12 protein-coding genes, 1 pseudogene and 2 CRISPR repeat arrays are annotated in these 18,488 nt (G+C 69.4%); of the genes and pseudogenes, 5 read left to right on the top strand and 8 right to left on the bottom strand.

Features of this window, described 5'->3' with window-relative positions; all coding sequences use genetic code 11:
- Positions 1-90: 90 nt before the first annotated feature.
- Both BSB02_RS17075 and BSB02_RS17070 read left to right on the top strand, forming a co-directional pair.
- Positions 91-582 (top strand): glycine-rich domain-containing protein, encoded by a 492-nt coding sequence (locus BSB02_RS17075; protein WP_240506471.1) that lies wholly within the window; start codon positions 91-93, stop codon positions 580-582.
- A gap of 150 nt (positions 583-732) precedes the next feature.
- Positions 733-1,395 (top strand): class I SAM-dependent methyltransferase, encoded by a 663-nt coding sequence (locus tag BSB02_RS17070; protein WP_084959975.1) that lies wholly within the window; start codon positions 733-735, stop codon positions 1,393-1,395.
- 450 nt (positions 1,396-1,845) lie between these two features.
- Positions 1,846-4,437: a CRISPR direct-repeat array (repeat unit 29 nt; unit sequence GGGACCATCCCCGCGTGCGCGGGGAGCAC).
- Between the two features lie 153 nt (positions 4,438-4,590).
- Here BSB02_RS17070 and cas2e read toward each other — a convergent pair.
- The 8 genes and pseudogenes from cas2e to BSB02_RS17030 form a co-directional block, all read right to left on the bottom strand.
- Positions 4,591-4,940 (bottom strand): annotated as a pseudogene (cas2e, locus tag BSB02_RS17065) (type I-E CRISPR-associated endoribonuclease Cas2e).
- Positions 4,937-5,920: a type I-E CRISPR-associated endonuclease Cas1e gene (gene cas1e, locus BSB02_RS17060; RefSeq protein WP_084959974.1), complete on the bottom strand. Its 984-nt coding sequence runs from the start codon at positions 5,918-5,920 to the stop codon at positions 4,937-4,939. Before cas1e ends, cas2e begins: the two are co-directional and overlap by 4 nt.
- Positions 5,917-6,612 (bottom strand): type I-E CRISPR-associated protein Cas6/Cse3/CasE, encoded by a 696-nt coding sequence (gene cas6e / locus BSB02_RS17055; protein WP_084959973.1) that lies wholly within the window; start codon positions 6,610-6,612, stop codon positions 5,917-5,919. The genes cas1e and cas6e overlap by 4 nt, the downstream gene beginning before the upstream one ends.
- Positions 6,612-7,310: a type I-E CRISPR-associated protein Cas5/CasD gene (gene cas5e, locus BSB02_RS17050; protein WP_084959972.1), complete on the bottom strand. Its 699-nt coding sequence runs from the start codon at positions 7,308-7,310 to the stop codon at positions 6,612-6,614. The genes cas6e and cas5e overlap by 1 nt, the downstream gene beginning before the upstream one ends.
- Positions 7,307-8,494: a type I-E CRISPR-associated protein Cas7/Cse4/CasC gene (gene cas7e, locus BSB02_RS17045; RefSeq protein WP_084959971.1), complete on the bottom strand. Its 1,188-nt coding sequence runs from the start codon at positions 8,492-8,494 to the stop codon at positions 7,307-7,309. The genes cas5e and cas7e overlap by 4 nt, the downstream gene beginning before the upstream one ends.
- Positions 8,491-9,141 carry a type I-E CRISPR-associated protein Cse2/CasB gene (gene casB, locus BSB02_RS17040; RefSeq protein WP_084959970.1) on the bottom strand — a complete coding sequence of 217 codons (651 nt, stop codon included), beginning with the start codon at positions 9,139-9,141 and terminating at the stop codon, positions 8,491-8,493. The genes cas7e and casB overlap by 4 nt, the downstream gene beginning before the upstream one ends.
- On the bottom strand, positions 9,138-10,859 hold the full coding sequence (casA, locus tag BSB02_RS17035; protein ID WP_143590797.1) for a type I-E CRISPR-associated protein Cse1/CasA: 1,722 nt from the start codon (positions 10,857-10,859) through the stop codon (positions 9,138-9,140). The genes casB and casA overlap by 4 nt, the downstream gene beginning before the upstream one ends.
- Positions 10,849-13,752 (bottom strand): CRISPR-associated helicase/endonuclease Cas3, encoded by a 2,904-nt coding sequence (locus BSB02_RS17030; protein ID WP_084960254.1) that lies wholly within the window; start codon positions 13,750-13,752, stop codon positions 10,849-10,851. Before BSB02_RS17030 ends, casA begins: the two co-directional genes overlap by 11 nt.
- Positions 13,753-14,312: 560 nt before the next feature.
- Here BSB02_RS17030 and BSB02_RS17025 point away from each other — a divergent pair.
- From BSB02_RS17025 to BSB02_RS17015, 3 genes are all read left to right on the top strand, one after another.
- A complete protein-coding gene (locus tag BSB02_RS17025) occupies positions 14,313-15,146 on the top strand; it encodes an IS5 family transposase (protein WP_084959969.1) in 834 nt (277 codons plus the stop codon).
- Complete coding sequence (locus BSB02_RS17020; protein ID WP_084959968.1) at positions 15,143-15,580, top strand: hypothetical protein; 438 nt, start codon at positions 15,143-15,145, stop codon at positions 15,578-15,580. Before BSB02_RS17025 ends, BSB02_RS17020 begins: the two co-directional genes overlap by 4 nt.
- 477 nt (positions 15,581-16,057) lie before the next feature.
- Positions 16,058-18,100: direct repeats of the CRISPR family, unit length 29 nt; unit sequence GTGCTCCCCGCGCACGCGGGGATGATCCC.
- A gap of 64 nt (positions 18,101-18,164) precedes the next feature.
- A partial coding sequence (locus tag BSB02_RS17015; RefSeq protein ID WP_143590795.1) for a transposase occupies positions 18,165-18,488 on the top strand: 324 nt, incomplete at its 3' end.

Raw genomic sequence — 18,488 nt, 5'->3', positions numbered from 1 at the left:
TTGAGAGTCGCGATTCTCGCCGTACCACCTGCACCACCCGCGGGCAGTATCCGCCTGCCCGCGGCCCCCAACACCAGCAGGAGGTCCTTCGTGACAACCCCCACCACCGCTTCTACCGCGGCCATCCCCGACCAGCGCACCGACCAGGCCACCGGTCAGCCCGTCGTGTGGCGCGACCCCCACTCCTACGTCTCCTCGGAGGTCTGGGACCGGCAGATCCAGCTCCTCGTCCGCGACCACCCCTGGGACCGGGTCATGGCCGAGCGCTGCTTCGGCCAGGCCATCGCCTACCTCATCACCGCGATGGAGAAGTGGGGCCAGCAGCTCGAGATCGGCTGCGGCCCGCTCATCGACCGCGCCGTCCACGCCTTCATCCTCGACACCCGCAACTACGCGGAGTTCTGCCAGCGGCACTTCGGCCGGTTCCTGCACCACGTGCCGGAGATCGAGTTCAAGTACGACGGGTCGGTCGAGCGCACCGCGGTGATCGTCAACAACAACGGCTTCCAGGTCGACTGGCCGCTGTGGGAGGCCGACTACATGAAGTGCACGCCGTGCGCGCCGGGCACCGAGTGCCACTGATCACCAGCTGAGCACCACCAGGCCAAGGGCCGGGACCTCCTAGCAGTCCCGGCCCTTTCCCATGCCCACCCCGCGATTCGCCGGTGATCAACAGTCCTGGGCCGCTACCGTGACGCGAGTCCTGTCCATTGCGTCCCAAGGTCCCCACTCATGCCCGCTGCCATCACCGACCACGCCGCCTACTGGGACCACTACGCCGCCGGCATGCCCGCCCGGACGCCCGAGGAAGCCCTCAAGACGGCCTTCTGCTGGACGCAGTACGAGGGTCACGGCCCCGGCGACGAGCTGCTCGGCGACCCCGCCACCGCGCTGGAGCTCGGCTTCGGCCGCGGCAACGCCGTCGCCGCCCTCGCCAGCAAAGGCGTCGACGCGACCGGCATCGACCTCTCGCAGGTGCAGGTCGACAACGCCTGGGCGATGTGGGGACACCTGCCCGGCGCGACCTACCTCCAGGCCGACGTCACCGAGTTCCTCACCGCCACCGACCGGCGGTGGGATGCCATCTACTCCATCTTCGGCGCCGCCTGGTTCACCGACCCCGAACAGCTGTTCCCGCGGGTCCGTGCCCGGCTCGCGCCGGGCGGACGGTTCGTGTTCTCCCACGCCCAGGCCGTGCCGGGCAGCTACGGCGTCCAGGGCATGTACGCCGGCGGATTCACCGGCCCCCAGACCTGGGTGTACCGGTGGGCCTACGAGCCCGAGACATGGGCCGACATGCTCCGTACGCACGGGTTCCGCGACGTGCGCGCCTGGCACGAGCCGGCGCCCACCGCTGGCTACGTCGGTACTCTCATCGCGATCGCCCACCGCTGACCACCACCCTGCGCCACCCTCGGCTCAGGACTCCCAATGAGGGGGGACGCTCAGGGACGGGATGCCCAGCCCCGCTCGCGACGGCACACGCTGGCCGGCGGCCACAGCCGAGACGTGGCTCCCTGTCCTCCCACCGCGATGGATAGACCCCGGCGCCGCACCACGGCTGGGTGTCGGGGCCTCCCACATCGCCCGATTCTGTCGGTGGTACCTGACAAGCTGTACGGCTGATGCGTTCACCGGATCTTTGGTCGGATGATGGAGGCGTGACCTCGTCGACGCCCTACCAGACCGCCGCGTACTACGCCCGGATTTACCGTGTGTCCGGGGGAACCATATACCGGTAGGCCAGCGAAGACCGCTGGCGCCGCACCGACCCCAAGCGACGACCGGTCCGCTACCACCCCGGCGGGGAGCACACCTATCCCGGGATCACCGGCCGCATCCACAAGGACCATCCCCGCGTGCGCGGGGAGCACGATGATCCAGCATGCCCCGCCGGGGCCGGCCCGGGACCATCCCCGCGTGCGCGGGGAGCACATGTTCCTGGCTGCCATCGCCAACCTTTGGTTGGGACCATCCCCGCGTGCGCGGGGAGCACGACAAGCTGCCCGGAGTGCCTTCGTTGCCTGGGGGACCATCCCCGCGTGCGCGGGGAGCACGTGCCGGTCCTCGTGCACGATGGACCAGGGCCGGGACCATCCCCGCGTGCGCGGGGAGCACGCTGCATCTGTGCTCTTTAAAGTCGCCGGTGAAGGACCATCCCCGCGTGCGCGGGGAGCACAGCAACGTCCGGCATGTCGGGCGGGGACAGGAGGGACCATCCCCGCGTGCGCGGGGAGCACCTGTCTCACTTAATGCCGTTATGACAGTGGCGGGGACCATCCCCGCGTGCGCGGGGAGCACCTGGAGAAGTTCTACGCTCGCCGCCCAGCCGTGGGACCATCCCCGCGTGCGCGGGGAGCACGATTCCATGGCCCGCATCTGGGATTCGGCGTCGGGACCATCCCCGCGTGCGCGGGGAGCACTCCGAGGGCCTCGCCAAGCTGGCGTGAGGCGCGGGACCATCCCCGCGTGCGCGGGGAGCACGAGGCCATCAACCAGATCCTCGCCGGGCTGGAGGGACCATCCCCGCGTGCGCGGGGAGCACACACGGCCGACCATTTGCACGTACAGGGCCGGGGGACCATCCCCGCGTGCGCGGGGAGCACAGGACCCCCATGCATGATCCGCTCGTCGTCGCGGGACCATCCCCGCGTGCGCGGGGAGCACGAGGGGCGGCCAGTAGCGGCGGGTGACGTCCAGGGACCATCCCCGCGTGCGCGGGGAGCACTCGTCGCTGGCGCTATCCAGGCCCTGCCCATGGGGACCATCCCCGCGTGCGCGGGGAGCACCAAGATCTCCTCCAGTGCGGGCTCGTCGCGTAGGGACCATCCCCGCGTGCGCGGGGAGCACTCACGGTACGGCTCGGCGACACCGACGTGATCGGGACCATCCCCGCGTGCGCGGGGAGCACTAGTTTGTCCGCTATCAACGCGGGCGCAATCCGGGACCATCCCCGCGTGCGCGGGGAGCACACCGCCCGCATCCCCCGCCGCTCCACCGCCGGGGGACCATCCCCGCGTGCGCGGGGAGCACAGGACCCACGCGCACAGGCCGGCGGCGATGAGGGGACCATCCCCGCGTGCGCGGGGAGCACGTGGCCCGGGTCGTCCGCAACCCGGAAGGGAAGGGACCATCCCCGCGTGCGCGGGGAGCACGAAGTTGCCGGTCTTCATGGTCATGACCACCCGGGACCATCCCCGCGTGCGCGGGGAGCACACCGTCCGCGCGACGATCTCCTCGCCCTCGCTGGGACCATCCCCGCGTGCGCGGGGAGCACTCCCCGTCCGGAGGACGATTCCAAAACGCCCTGGGACCATCCCCGCGTGCGCGGGGAGCACGACGCCTCACATCGGGACATCGACCTGCCGCCGGGACCATCCCCGCGTGCGCGGGGAGCACCTGGGCGGGTACGGGCGCGGGTACGTCATCGGGGGACCATCCCCGCGTGCGCGGGGAGCACGGCCTGCTGGGCGAGCATGGCGAGCTGGCGCCGGGACCATCCCCGCGTGCGCGGGGAGCACGTCAAAGGGGATTGTGTTTTGGCTGATTCATCGGGACCATCCCCGCGTGCGCGGGGAGCACAACCAGCGTGCCGTTTCGGGTGCCTCTCCGTGGGGACCATCCCCGCGTGCGCGGGGAGCACCGCGAGTAGAAGGTCACCTTGGTCTCGCGGCTGGGACCATCCCCGCGTGCGCGGGGAGCACGGGTGACAGGTCGACGGTGAGTGTCAGGCGGCGGGACCATCCCCGCGTGCGCGGGGAGCACACCGTCCGCGCGACGATCTCCTCGCCCTCGCTGGGACCATCCCCGCGTGCGCGGGGAGCACGGTTTTGTGGGGTTGGGGAACAGGTGGGGACAGGGACCATCCCCGCGTGCGCGGGGAGCACGCGGGCTGGGTGCGCTCGCGCCGGTCGGGGGTGGGACCATCCCCGCGTGCGCGGGGAGCACCTTGAGCGCTTTCGCGGCGTCGTGCACGTCCCGGGACCATCCCCGCGTGCGCGGGGAGCACGGCACGGTAGGTGACCTATATCGTGCCCCACTGGGACCATCCCCGCGTGCGCGGGGAGCACAAGATAGCGCCGTTCATTCCGACGTTCCTGCAGGGGACCATCCCCGCGTGCGCGGGGAGCACATGGGGGAGTCCCGAGTGGTGCTGCGGATGCTGGGACCATCCCCGCGTGCGCGGGGAGCACACCCCGTGGCAGCCGATCGCCGGCGAGCCGCCGGGACCATCCCCGCGTGCGCGGGGAGCACTGCGATCCAGCGGCGCCGCGGCCGCTGGTCTGGGGACCATCCCCGCGTGCGCGGGGAGCACCGCCTGGATGGCCGTGACGAGCCTCTGGAGCGGGGACCATCCCCGCGTGCGCGGGGAGCACCAAGCGGGAATTCAATAAATCTCTTCTCTCGTGGGACCATCCCCGCGTGCGCGGGGAGCACACTGCGCGACCTGCACATTCACACAGTCAGCACGCAGATTTGAAGCACTTCCTGAAAATCGGACATTCGCCACTCAACCGACCGCCTGACGGCAACGCCGTACCACCGCACACGTCCGCCGTGCTCCATGATCGCGCCATCGACCACCACCCCTCAGCGCTGCCGGTAACGACGACGCTTGGCCGCCTTGCTCCAGCCACTCGGGGGCGCTTCCGCCGAGATCGCCGGCTTCTCCTTGGGCCGCCGGATCAACACCAGGCCGTCATGGTCGACCGGATGCCAATGGTGATCATGGGTTTCGAAGGCGAATCCCTGCTCGTTGTTCGTCGAGTACACCAGCAGTGCCCGCCCGGTGTCGGCGTACTGCCGTACCTCTTTCCACAGCGCCTCCCGCACGCGCGCCGACGGGTCGCCGATGAAGACCCCCGGAGAGATCTCCATCAACCAGCGCGTGAGGAACCCTCGGAGCCCACAGGGCAGCGCGTCAGCACGATGACGGTCACCAGGGCACCTCGTCATCGCCGGGGTAGGGGTAGGCGAAGTCGTCGGCGTAGTTCCGCCCCGCCTCCAGCTCGATCCCGTGATCGCTCTGAAGCGTGACACGGTCGGCGTCGTCCTCGGTGGGATCGCCCACGGCCTGCTCGGGAAGCAGCAGATGCTTGATGTCGTCCACGCACCGCTTGAGCAGGCCCATCCTGTTGACCTGGTCCCTGATCGCGCGACGTGTCCTGGAGCCGACGTCCTCCGGGCTTTCCGCGGCTACGTCGAAGGCGATCGGGATGGCGACCTCGGTCTTGTACAGGTCGGCGATATCCAGGACAAAGGAGAGTTCGTGCCCGGAGTGAATGAATCCCAGCCCCGGTGCGCATCCCAACGCGGCCACAGCGGTCTGGGCGATGCCGTACATGCACTGGGCCGCGGCCGTAACCGCCTGGTTGGCCGGATCTCCGAAGGAGAAGTCTCCAGGAAGGTACTGGCGGCCACTCCAGCTCAGGCCGACCCGGGCGGCGTGTTGGCGGTAGCAGTCCTTGACCCGCCGCCCTTCCCGGCCGAGCAGTTCGTGCCGGGTGAACCCCGACGGATCCTCTCCCGGAAAGCGCATGCGGTACATCTCGCGTGCGACCTCCAGCCGGGCGCGCCGGTTGGCCCACTTGGTCGCCTGCGCCTCGACCAGGGCCGAGGACCGGCTCAGGGACCGGCCGCCCGCGTAGAACCGCACCCCGTGTTCGCCCACCCACACCACGCCGGCCCCGCTGTCTCCCAGTACGGCCATGGCCTGGTGCGTGACCCGGGTGCCGGGGCCGAGCAGCAGCGTGCCGATGGTGGCCGACGGGATGTGGATGACGCCTTCGGCGTCCTCGGCCGTCAGGGCGTTGTCTTCGCGGTGGACCGTGCAGCGTTCCAGGTAGACGAAGGAGAGCCGGTCTCCCGTCCGGGTGAGTTCGCGCGGTGAGGATGCGCCGCGCCGGCCGACGGTGGTCATGAGTACGCCGCTGCCAGCGTCATCAGACCGCACCCGTAGGCCTTCGCTTTGCCGAGCCCCTGGGTGAGGGTGCGCCGGAAGGCGTCGGGGTCGGTCACCTCCAGCAGGCCGTCGAAGGTGACGGTCAGCAGGGTGACCCGCTGCCGGTGCCCGGCTTTGCCGAAAACGAGCTGGCGCCGGTTGTGGACGACCAGCTCGTACTCGTCGCCTTCGGGGACGAGGCGTCGCTCGGGCGGCTTTTCCACCACCTTGAACCCGGCGCGTTCCTGCCGCTGCAGCAGCCAGCGCGTCTGGTGCCGCACACCGACATGCGCGGTGATCTTGGTTGGTTCCGTGTCGGTACGGCGGGCGGTATGGACGGGGTTGGCGGTGAGCCGGAACGCCCAGCGGTCCCCGGCGGCCAGGCAGGACAGCAGGGGGGTGTAGTCGTAGGTGTCCCAGCGCCCGGTCTGGGGCCAGCCGGCCTGCTCGACCAGGTGGGTCAGGTCGGGCTTGGCCGGGCTGACGAGGTAGAGGTAGGTCTCGGCGCGGCTGTCGGCGTCGATGCGCCACAGGACTCTGGGGCCGTCGCCCGCGCCGGATGGCAGGTCCGCGAACGACGACATCACCGCGGCGTGCAACCTCTGTGGTGAGGACAGCAGTCGGCGCGCGCCGATGCGGGCGGTGTTGAAGCGGAAGCGGGTCAGGTGCATCAGGCACCCTCCAGGAGGGCGGTCGGATCATGGCGGGGACGCGCGGCGGGGTTGGAAACGGTCACCCGGGTGTGGCGGATGCCGCGCAGGGCGTACTGGCGGTGGCGTGGGTCGAAGCTGATCGGCTGGTCGCGGACGCTGTCCGTGGGCCCCTCCTGTGCCGTCGCCTCCAGGATGACCTCCAGGTCGAGCTCGGGCCGGTGCTGATGCCGCCGCTGGTGTACCCGCGAGGCCCGCCACTCCTCCCGCGCCAGGGCTTGTTCCAGTGTCAGCTCGTGCCGTACGCCCAGGTCCACCGGTCGTGCCGGGGGGCAGGAGCGGCGCCCGAGATAGGGGAGGAAGACCGGCTCGCGCAGCGCCCGATGCAGGCGGTCGATGAGCTCCGTGTCACCTTCCACCGCTGCCACGAACACGGCGTCGGCGAGGTAGAAGCGTTCCGACACGGGCAGGGACTCCCCGCTGAAGCGTTGCGCGGTGTGGTAGTCGCGCAGCAACACGCCTGGCTGGTCGACGCGGACCCCGAACCGCAAGGCCGCCAGATCGGCGAGGTCGTCGGAGCGGCGGTGTCCCAGAGCCGCCGCCAGCAGCCCGATGACGCCGCTCTTGGTGGGCGCGGCCTCGGTGGAGCGTCGGGCGAAGCGTGAGGAGGACCCCCACGATTGCAGGGGGCCGGCGAGTTGCATCAGCAGGACGCTCATGCCCCGTCCTGCCGCCGAGTGATCTCCTCACCGGCTGCCGCAACCAACGCCGCCAGCGGCATCTCACGACCCAGTGCCGACAGCGCCCGGGTGTTCTCGCCGACGCGCAGCAGCCAGCAGGGCGCCTGATCGGTCAATCCATAGGCCTGCTCGACCTGGGGGATGTAGGCGGCCAGCCGTTCGGCGGCCTGCCGGATGTAGCCGCCGATCTCCGGTTCGGCCCGGCAGGGCTCCTCGAAGGCGCCGACGAAGTTGATCGGCCGGGTCGAGCGGATCTTGACCAGGACCGCGTCCGGCAGGGTGTGGTTGGCGAAGGTGTTCATCTTGCCGGTCGGCAGGGAGGTGATGAAGCACTGGACGAAGGCCTCCACGGCCCTGCGGACCGGCTCGGTGGCGGGTTGGTCCTCCCGCTGTCCCTTGCCGAGGTTCCTCCGGAGGAGATCCACGTCGACGGCGGCGTACCGGTAGAGAGTGGCGGAGTTGAACTCCACGGTGCCGATCATGCCGGCGCCCAGGTCGTCGGTCTCGCGCGTCTTGTAGTCGTCGACGGCGGTGTAGTAGTCGGACTCGTTCTCCACGCGGTGAACGCTGATGGCGTGCGCGACCTGCGCGGCGGCGTCCACGTTGATGTCGGCGCCGTCGGCCACCATGCGGCCGAACAACGCGATATCGACCGAGTGCCGGCTGTTGGCGATCTGTTTGGCCCGGTCCTTGTTGGTCTTGTCCTTGAAGTAGGTCTTGATGTCATCGCGTCCCTCGACGGCGAGCTCGGCCAGGCCGTCCAGCTGGTGGGCGCTGAGGAACAGCAGGTACTTCGACTCCGGGGCCGGCTCCGGCCCGTCCTTGGCCGCGCTGCGCTTGGGAATGTCGATCTTGGATCCAGTGGCGTTCTGGATCGTCTCCGCCGCCAGCGCCCAGGCTTGTGCCTGCTCAATGGTGCCGTCGAGGCGTTTGATGCGCTCGGCGAGGAGTTCGGCCACCTTGCGGGTGCGCACGCCGAGGTCCGTGGGGTCCAGCAGGTCGTGGAAGGCGCGGCGGGTGGCACGCTTCCACGCCTGGCTGGAGACGCGGGCGCGCAGCACCCCGCCGTACATGGCGGTCTTGGGGGTCCCGGTGTCGTCGCGGTTCAGGCAGCTGGGCGGAACGGTCTGCAGCGCGTGGAGTTCCAGGATGGTGCGTGTCATCGGCTGTCCTCGTCGGTGGGGGTGGCCATGGGGGCGGCGGTGTCGTCGGTTCGGTCGGGTTGGTAGGCGTGGAAGCCACGGCCCCAGCTCTGCCGTACCTGCCGGAGCCCGTCCGGGTATTGGGCCAGGTAGAGCTGCTGGGCGAGCAGGGCGTAGTCCAGGGGAACCGCCTCCCGGCGAAGCAGGGAGACGACTTCCCGGAGGCGAAGCGCCAGGGCGTCCCGCGTGCCGGCGGTGCCCACGCGGACGAATCGGCGCCGGATCGGCTCCTCGATCGTCCCGGGGGGCATCAGCCTGCGTACGGCAGCGCCGAGCTCGACGCCTTCCTCGTGCATGCCCCGCTGAGAGTGGGACTGCTGGTGGAGCGCGTAGAGCGTGACGGCCAGGAACAGCGCGGTCTCGGCTCGCACCGCCGGGCCCTCCGGGAGAGTCTGCCGGTCGTAGAGCCGGTCGGTGCCGGTCATGCCCCACAGGTCGGGCACGTCCTGCGGCAGCTTCCCCGCGCCTCGTCGAAGCCGGGCCAGCAATGCCACGGCCCAGCTTCGGTCCCTCAGGTAGTCCTTCTGGAGCGGGGCGATGAAGTCGCCGGCGGTCTCGCGCACGAGTTCCGCCGGGGAGCGTTCACCGGTGGGAGGGGCGGGGGTCATGACCGTGTCTCCACTTCTTGCCGTATCGAACCTTCTCGCCGTATCGAACCGGTGGCGTCGTCGACTGCCGGAGCGTCACCCGCGGCGGAGAGGGGAAGCGCCGCCCGCAACCTGCCGCGGAAGACCAAGCCGGCCTGTGACGTGGACAGCCAGAGCTCCCGGCCCTGGCCGGTCTTGACGATGCGGCCCACCCATGCAGCCTGCGGGGCCGACCCGAGCAGCTCGTCACCCATCCGCCGGATGATCCGATGAGCGTGCCGTTGCCACGCCGTTCTCTGGTCCTGCGGGGAGGCTTCGGGCCGCAGGCGTGCGAGCCAGTCTCGGAACGGTCCATCGAGTGCGGCGAACCCGGCCGTCCGCGCGTTGGCTCGGGGCGGGTCGGTCGCGGCGCCGGCGGCGCGGGCGATGTCGGCGGCCAGATCGCCCAGCACGGTGACGGCTTTCTCGGCATCGGCGACCGCGTCGACGGCAGCCTGCCCCAGCGCGGTGTCGCTCTTGTGCAGCAGCACCACCGGCATGGCCACCGCGTCGTCGATGATCTCGTCGATGATCGACTGCTGCGTGCCGTACACCACGCCGATCAGCCGTGCCCGGATCAGGAAGTCACCCGGCAGGTCGCCTTCCACGGTGAGCCGGGCGACCCACTCCAGCATGCGGGGCTGGACGATGGCGGCGGCCTCCTGGCGTTGCTCGGCTCCTTCGGCCCGTCCGGCGACCAACGCGCCCAGTCCTCGCCACGCGCTCCGGCTGGGGTCGTGCTCACGCGGCAGGTAGACCTGGGGCATGCCGAGCTTCTTCTCCTGGGCCGGGCTGCGCCGCCAGCCCGTCATCGGCTCGCGCTGGTGCATGTTGTGCGGAGCGAGCGGGTCACCGTAGGCGAGGATCACACCGGTGACGCCCTCGGCGTCGAAGGTCAGCCGGATGCGGCGGGACTGCCACGTGTAGAGGTCGCGTACGCCGCCGGGCCGCTTGGCCAGCTCCCGTTGGTCTGCCTGCTGCGGTCCCGGCGGCGGGCGGCGCCAGGCGGGGAGATCATGGCCGAGGTCGACGCGGAGGTTCCCCGTGTCGAAGGCGAGCAGGTTGAGCAGCAGGGTCTCGCGCAGGTCGTCGCCTTCCACCAGGACCCCGCCGAGATTTCCCGCCCATGAGACGCCTTGCGGGTAGACCTTGCCGCCTTTGACACGCGGATCGCCCACGGCACCGGTTTTGATGCCGGAGGTGTCGAAGGCCTGGGCGTGCACCACCCAGCGGGCGGCTTCGGCGAAGCTCAGCCGCTCGACACCGCGAGCGCGCATGGTGAAGAAGGGCGCTCCGTTGGGGACGTCGGCGACGAGACGCTCAAGTGAGGTGACCTCGCCGGTGGCGGTGCGCAGTCCCGCGGTCTGGAAGAAGGGCTCGACCGGGTGGAGCAGGTCGAAGCGGTGGCGGTGCTGATGGAGGTAGGCGCCGACGCGGTCGACGGGGAGAGCGTCGTTCCACATCTCGCGCCAATGGTCGATGTCCTGGGGGCCGTCGACGGCGTCGTGCAGGATCGCCAGCAGCAGCCGCGTCAAGGCGAACTCCTGCGTGGGCACATCCCCCACCAACCGCCGCAGGTCAGGCGCCTGGCGGAAGACCTCTTGCAGGGACAGCTCGGCGATGCCGCCGTCATGGCGCTGCACAGGCATCCAGCCGCGAGTGGTCAGGTCGAAGGACGGGTGGCCGACGTCACTCGGCACGGGTCACCTCCAGGCCGTCGGTGCGGGTGTAGTGCAAGTCGTAGCCCGCCAGCCGGGTCCGGCCATCTTCGTCCAGCGCGAGGATCAGCTCCCCCGCCAGCCAATGACTGTCGGGAGACTGCCAGGCCGGGACGCACCGGGCTTCCAACTCGCCGATCGCCCGGTCGAGAGTCTCGGGGACGGAGAACTGGAAGGGCAGCCGAAGGCCACAGGAGACCACGACGCGCGCCAACCGGGGGTCGGGCGGCGCATCGGTCGGCAGTTCCCAGCCGCCGCGGCCCTTGCCGAGCCACGGCAGCGTCCATAACGTTCCGTCTGTACGGCGCTGCACCACCAGGACTTCCAGCGACTCCATGCTGTCGCGGACCTGGGCCCGCCCCCGGCGAGTGTCCTCGGCGTCGCCGACACCGGCCTCCAGCCAGCCGATCAAGGGGTTCCCGGCCCTGCCGACCTGGCCGAGCTGGAAGCTCGACGCCTTCTGGCGTTGCCGTTCCCGATGCAGTTCCTGGCTTTCCCAGGCCTGGGCCATGGCTTCCTGCCAGGTGTCCGGTCCGACCGGCTCGTGGCCGTAGGCCTGTTGGACGAGAGGGCTGATGTCTTCGGGCAGGCGCACCGTGTGCCCGGTCGAGGCAGTGCCGGAGAGGTACGGCTCAAGCACGGCGGCCGAACGCAGCAGCGCATGCAGCCGGTAGATGTGTCGCGAGCCGGGCACCGGCTCGATGGGGGTGGCGCTCCAGTCGGCTCCGGTTATCAGGCAGCGGGCCGCGCGCAGCCGTCGCGGCCGATCGCTTTGCCCCTCGCCCCGCTCATGCCGGTGCAGGCGGCCCATTCGCTGCAAAAGCAGGTCTATCGGGCACAGGTCGGACACCAGCAGGTCGAAGTCGATGTCCAAGGACTGCTCGGCGACCTGGCTGGCCACCACGATGTGAGCGTCGGCAGGGCGGCGTCCCGCGCTCTTGTCCGGCGGGCCGAACCTGTCGAGCAGGTCCGCGTCCTTGGCGGCGCGGTCCAAGTCGACGAAGCGGGCGTGCGCCACGGTGATCTGCTCGCGGCCGAATCGTCGCCGGAGGTAGGCCGCGGTCTCCAGCACGCGGTCGACGGTGTTGCGCACCACCAGGGCACAACCGCCTTCGGCCAGCTCTTCGACGAGCCGATCGCCCAAATGGGACAGCTCATCGTCGAGTCGCTCCAGCCGTACCTCGACCCTGCGAGCCGACGGGGCGACCGCCTCCAGGACGGGCGTACGGCCCGGCTCGACAACAGTGATCACAGGGTAGGCCGCCGTGTCTGCTGACTCACCCGCTGTCGTCCCGGCGTATGCCGCGGCGAGTTTGTGACGACGGCCGGCGGGAAGCGTCGCCGACAGCACCACGACCGGCACGTGATAGGCGCCCAGCCACGACAACACTCGATCCAGATAGGAATTCATGTAGGTGTCGTAGGCGTGCGCCTCGTCGATGACGACGACTTTGCCGGCCAAGGCCAGGTGCCGTAATGCCAGGTGGCGGCTTTTCAGCCCCATGAACAGCAACTGGTCGACGGTTCCGACCACGAATGACGACAGCATCGCCTTCTTCTTGCCCCGCAGCCACTGGTGCGCAATCAGCTCGGCGGAAGAAATTCGGCGATCGGCGCGTGGCTGCCATTCGTCTGTGTGGCCATCCAGGTCGACGCCGCGCACTGCCCTTCGGCCGGCACGTACCAGATCGGCATAGTCTTCGTTCAACGCCGCCTTGGAATGCGCGAGAAGAACTGAATAAGATTCATGCTCCGATTTCTCGGGCAGAACGCGCGGCAGCCACCTCAACATGCGAGGGAACATCGCATTGCTCGTCGCCATGGTGGGCAGGGCGACGAAGCATCCTCCGGCTCCGGAGCGGTCGGCGAAGACCTCGGCGACGGCGAGGGCCGCTTCGGTCTTGCCCTCTCCCATGGGCGCCTCAATGATCATCAGCCCTGGAGCGGCCATCCTCCGCGCCAGCTCGATCGCGCGTTCCTGGACCGGGTGGATGGTGGCCTGCGGCGGCAGCTGGAACCTGGAAGCGAAGAGCGCGTGCGCACCCACCGCCGGTGGGGCCGGCTGCCATGGCGCAGGCAGGTTGAGCCCGCGCCATGCCGCTGTCACCCGAGCCTTGCTATCGCGGTGTTCGGCGTCGGGGAAGTACGGGAACAGGTCTGAGTTGCTGGCGATCCAATCCGCTACGATGACCAGCCCCGTCAGCAGCACCTGCGCCGGTTGGGAGAGCTTCGCCTCGGACCAGCCCGCCAGGCAGCTCGTGACACCACATGCGTCCGCGCAGCGGTCCAGGAGCTCCCACTGGACGCTCTTCCACAAGGCGGCACAGCTCGGGGTCCGCAGCAGCTCGGGATGAAGGTTGACACCACGAATGTCCAAGAACGTGGGCGGCACCCCGTGGTGGCCACCTGCGATGACGCAGAACTGGCCCGTGGCCGGGCGCGTCCAGCCATGCCGTTCGGCAAGCCATTCCTGAAGCAGGAGCTGACCGGCCAGACTGTGGGGCGCGAGCTTGCGGTCAGGCAGCTGCTTGTAAGCCGGCATGCGCAACCCGGCCGCCCGCATGGCTTCGGCGAGGGAATCCACCTGGCAGGCGAACGCCGGCGTGGCCTTGCCGATGTCGTGCGTGGCCGCCAGCCAGATCGCCAGCCGACGCGCTTCCGTCTCGCCTTCCGGCAGGGCTTCGGCGACGATCCGATGCACTTGACGAGGAAGCCAGCGGTCCCACAGCAACTCGGCGACGGCGCCGCTGTCGGCCATGTGCCGCCACAGCGGCAACCAGCCATCGGTCGCCCGATCGTGCTTGGCCCAGACTGTCCGCGCCGGGGCCGACAGCTCATACACCAGGTGATGAAGAGACGACTCCTCGTCGAGCATGGACGTCATTTAATGGCACCGTCCCCACCGACGTGGCTGGAGCCGCAGGACGGGAGGATGGGAAGTACGCCGAGGGAGCAAGATCCTCCACCAAAGGAGAATCTTCCTCCACCCGGAGGCATGAGGATCTCATCCCCGCAGAGCGCGGGGAGCACATTCATGGTCCGATCCTCTCGGGGGCATCCCCGCATGCGCAGGGAGCAGGGTCGGCAAAGCTGCCGATAGATGACGATAGCGGTCAGCGCCCTGGGCGGGGGGAGGAAGGTGGGGTGATTGCGTGGATCACCCGTTGTTGGGCGGCTTGACCACTGCCCTTGCCCAGAGGAAGGCGGCACCAAAAGCGGTCCCGCCAGCGATCACAGCTTGAAGGGGAGGCGTGCCCGACATGGAGGTAAATGCGGTGACCAGACCGCCTGCTGCGGCAGCAAACAGAAGGAGCAGGAAGAGGAGGGGGTCTAAGAGGGCGTTCTGCGAGTCGATGCCTGTGATGCCACACTGTGATCGAGTGGATTTGTAGCGTTACCGCCGACCGGTCGAGCCGGATGTGCTGGGATGGCCGCGTGACCGAGCGCAAGCCGTACCCGAGCGACTTAACCGACGCGCAGTGGGCGTTGATCGAGCCCGTGCTCACAGCGTGGAAGGCCGCGCACCCCTCAGTCAGCGGCCACGAAGGCAACTACGAGCTCCGCGAGATCGTCAACGCCATCCGCTACCAGGGGCGAACCGGCGTCCAATGGGACTTTCTCCCGCACGACCTGCCGCCCAAGAGCGCGACGTACTACTACTTCGGCAAGTGGCGTGACGACGGCACCGACAAGACGATCCACGACCTGCTGCGCTGGCATCTGCGCGAGAAGAAGGGCCGATTAGCCGACCCGAGCCTGGTCGTTCTGGACACCCAGAGCCTCCACGTCGGGGCCGGGGTCCCCACCGCCACGACCGGCCGGGATGCGGCCAAGAAGGTGCCGGGCCGTAAGAGAGGCTTGGCTGTGGACGTGCTGGGCCTGGTCGTCGCCGTGGTCATGCTGGCCGCCTCCGCCCACGACAACACCGCCGGGATCGCCCTGCTGGACCGGGTCGCCACCGCCACCGAGAGCAGCGTGACCAAAGCGCTGGCCGACCAGGGATTCAAGAACGCCGTCGTCGCCCATGGCGCCGATCTGGGGATCGACGTGGAGATCATCGAACGTAACCCCGCCGACAAGGGGTTCGTCCCCCAGCCCAAACGATGGGTCGTCGAGCAGACCTACGGCATCTTGATGTTCCACCGGCGCCTGGTCCGCGACTACGAGCACCATCCAGCCAGTTCCGAATCGCGGGTGTACTGGGCGATGACGGACGTGATGTCCCGCCGCCTGACCCGCGGCACCTACCCGGCGGAGCGGTGGACATGACCGCGCCCGACGCTCGCCGGCCCGACCCCGGAACCTGGCTGCTGGACCGGCTCGATGCTCGTGAACAGGCTTTGACCTGCCAGATCACCCAGACCCAGGCGGAGATCGACACGCTGACCGCGCTGGTGGGCGAGCTCAGCGAGCAGGTCGAGCATCTGCGGATCAGCCGCAAGACCCTCTTGTCCCTCGCCGAGGAAGATCCCGCTCCGGCCGAGCCACCGCCCGTGATCCCCGATCACCCCGCCTACCAGCAGATCCTCACCATTTTCGGCGAGGTCGGCGAGTCTTTGCGCGCCCGCGATCTGGCCCTGGCCATGGACCTGCCGCTGACACCCAACGGCATCCAGAACCTCCGCGCCAAACTCAAACGCCTGGTCAGCCGCGGCATCCTCATCGAGACCGAGCCCGGGTTATTCACCCAGCCGCGACCATAGCCACCACAGCGAACCTCTGACCTGGCGAGCTATCCCAACCCCAACGGCGAAACGGGCATCAACTCCCGAAACGCACTCTAAGGAAGGTGGGTCGCTTTTCATGGGTCCGGTCCTCTCGTTCATATGACGTCTACTGTGGGGGCACAGTAACACGGGTAAGCCTGAACGTGAGGATGCCCACTGTCAGCGGGTGCTACAGGCCGACACCTGGCAACCCACCAAGCCAGCGAACGTTTTCCGTTGCAGCGCTGGCGATGCGTCTTGCATGGTCATCTGACCGACGAGTTCTCCCCCATGGAGAACTACAAGGCTCTGGACTGCTGACTGTGATGGCGAGGCGTACAGTGGAGAAGTCATGGTGCCGTTGAGGGTAGAAGCTGCACGAAGGCGAGAAGATTTGCAGCGTCCGAAATGTCTGAGTTGTTGAAACTGCTCAGGAGTCGCGACTCGGAAGACTAAACCTGCAGGTCGCTCAGTGTGCTCCCCGCGCACGCGGGGATGATCCCATTAACGCCGAAATCGCGTGCATGGGTGGAAAGTGCTCCCCGCGCACGCGGGGATGATCCCACGCTGCCGGTCAGCTTGTCCAGGCCGTCCCGGTGCTCCCCGCGCACGCGGGGATGATCCCACCTGGTCGCCGGTCTTGAGGTCGCCCATGGTGTGCTCCCCGCGCACGCGGGGATGATCCCGGCGACGACGGCGCAGGCCTGGTCGTGGGTGAGTGCTCCCCGCGCACGCGGGGATGATCCCACCTACGGCGGCAGCGACGCCGAACGGTGGGCGTGCTCCCCGCGCACGCGGGGATGATCCCGGCGGCGACATCCCCCACGGCGACTACTTGGGGTGCTCCCCGCGCACGCGGGGATGATCCCAAGGCGCGCCGATGAAGACCAAAACCCGGCGCGTGCTCCCCGCGCACGCGGGGATGATCCCTGGGGCCGGCCTCGTCGAGCAGGCGGTGGGCCGTGCTCCCCGCGCACGCGGGGATGATCCCCTCATCGACAAGTGCAATCCAGCCGCGCTCGTGTGCTCCCCGCGCACGCGGGGATGATCCCCCGTCGACCACCTCGAACCGGGCGCCCTCTCCGTGCTCCCCGCGCACGCGGGGATGATCCCGGCTTCGCCAAGCTCGTCCACCCCGGCACCCGGTGCTCCCCGCGCACGCGGGGATGATCCCGAGCGTTGCTTCGTCACGTGTAAGGTCCTCCAGTGCTCCCCGCGCACGCGGGGATGATCCCGGGCGCCGTCGCCTGCAAACGCGGTTTGCGCCGTGCTCCCCGCGCACGCGGGGATGATCCCCATGACCGTCGAAGACGTTTGCACCCGGCTGCGTGCTCCCCGCGCACGCGGGGATGATCCCGAGTTGGAGCCGGCGGTGCGCAGGAGACTGCGGTGCTCCCCGCGCACGCGGGGATGATCCCGGCCTCATCAACGGCATCAAGGCCAAAGCGCAGTGCTCCCCGCGCACGCGGGGATGATCCCCACGGGGGTGACGACGCCCTTGCTGGACATGGGTGCTCCCCGCGCACGCGGGGATGATCCCTACCGAGGCCACGTCCTCGTCACCAACCGCAAGTGCTCCCCGCGCACGCGGGGATGATCCCCAGGTCAACGCCGCGTGGGAGTGGCTGCAGAAGTGCTCCCCGCGCACGCGGGGATGATCCCTTCGGCGCCCGCTACGCCCGCGAGACCGGCAAGTGCTCTCCGCGCACGCGGGGATGATCCCGCACCAAGAAGATCCGCTCCGCCGCCGAGGTGGTGCTCCCCGCGCACGCGGGGATGATCCCAGCACCCTCAAGGACCACACTTGACGTCCTCCGTGCTCCCCGCGCACGCGGGGATGATCCCGCGCTGTCCGATCTGGGCCTGCGCGAGGTATCGTGCTCCCCGCGCACGCGGGGATGATCCCCGGGGCGCCGTACTGCGGTCCGTAGGGTCCCTCGTGCTCCCCGCGCACGCGGGGATGATCCCCCATAGTTGGCGGGTTCGCTGCCGCCGGCGACGTGCTCCCCGCGCACGCGGGGATGATCCCGGGTTGACGTGCGTCAGGAGATCCACGGCCGGGTGCTCCCCGCGCACGCGGGGATGATCCCGGTGTCGTCTCCGGATCGGGCTCGTGGGTTTGGTGCTCCCCGCGCACGCGGGGATGATCCGGCTCAGGGCGCCCTCGGCGGGATGGTTGCGGGGTGCTCCCCGCGCACGCGGGGATGATCCCCGGCTCGCCCGCCGCGGGCTGGAGATCCGCATGTGCTCCCCGCGCACGCGGGGATGATCCCCGTGACTGATTCGTTACAGATTCCGAAATTCTGTGCTCCCCGCGCACGCGGGGATGATCCCTGCAACCCGGAGATCGTCTTGCCGCACGTCAGGTGCTCCCCGCGCACGCGGGGATGATCCCCGCCGCCGAACTTGCCGCGGGTCTCCTTCGCGGTGCTCCCCGCGCACGCGGGGATGATCCCGTTGCCCGCAAGCAGGCGCAGATGGACGCCCTGTGCTCCCCGCGCACGCGGGGATGATCCCCGGACGCTCGGCTACGGTGGGCTTCCCCTCGTAACGTGGAGACCGAACCGGGAGAGGTTTGGTCGTGGCTGGAACCACGAGGCGTCGCTTTGATCCGGAGTTCCGGGCCGGGGCGGTGCGGATCGTCAGGGAGACTGGCAAGCCCGTCGCGCACGTTGCACGGGATCTTGGGATCAACGAGTACACGCTGTACAACTGGGTGCAGATGAACCGGCTCGCGGTAGGGCAGGCCGGAGGCGACGGCGGAGGCGGGACGCTGAAGGAATCGGCGGAAGAGGAACTGGCGCGGCTGCGGCAGGAGAAGGCCGAGCTGGTCAAGCAGCATGCCAAGGAAAAGGCGGCCTGGGAGAAGGAACGCGCGGAGCTGGAGGACGAGCGTGATGACGCC

Source organism: Thermoactinospora rubra, from assembly GCF_002093975.1.
Classification (GTDB): domain Bacteria; phylum Actinomycetota; class Actinomycetes; order Streptosporangiales; family Streptosporangiaceae; genus Nonomuraea; species Nonomuraea rubra_A.
This window is presented reverse-complemented; position numbering and strand designations above follow the sequence as displayed.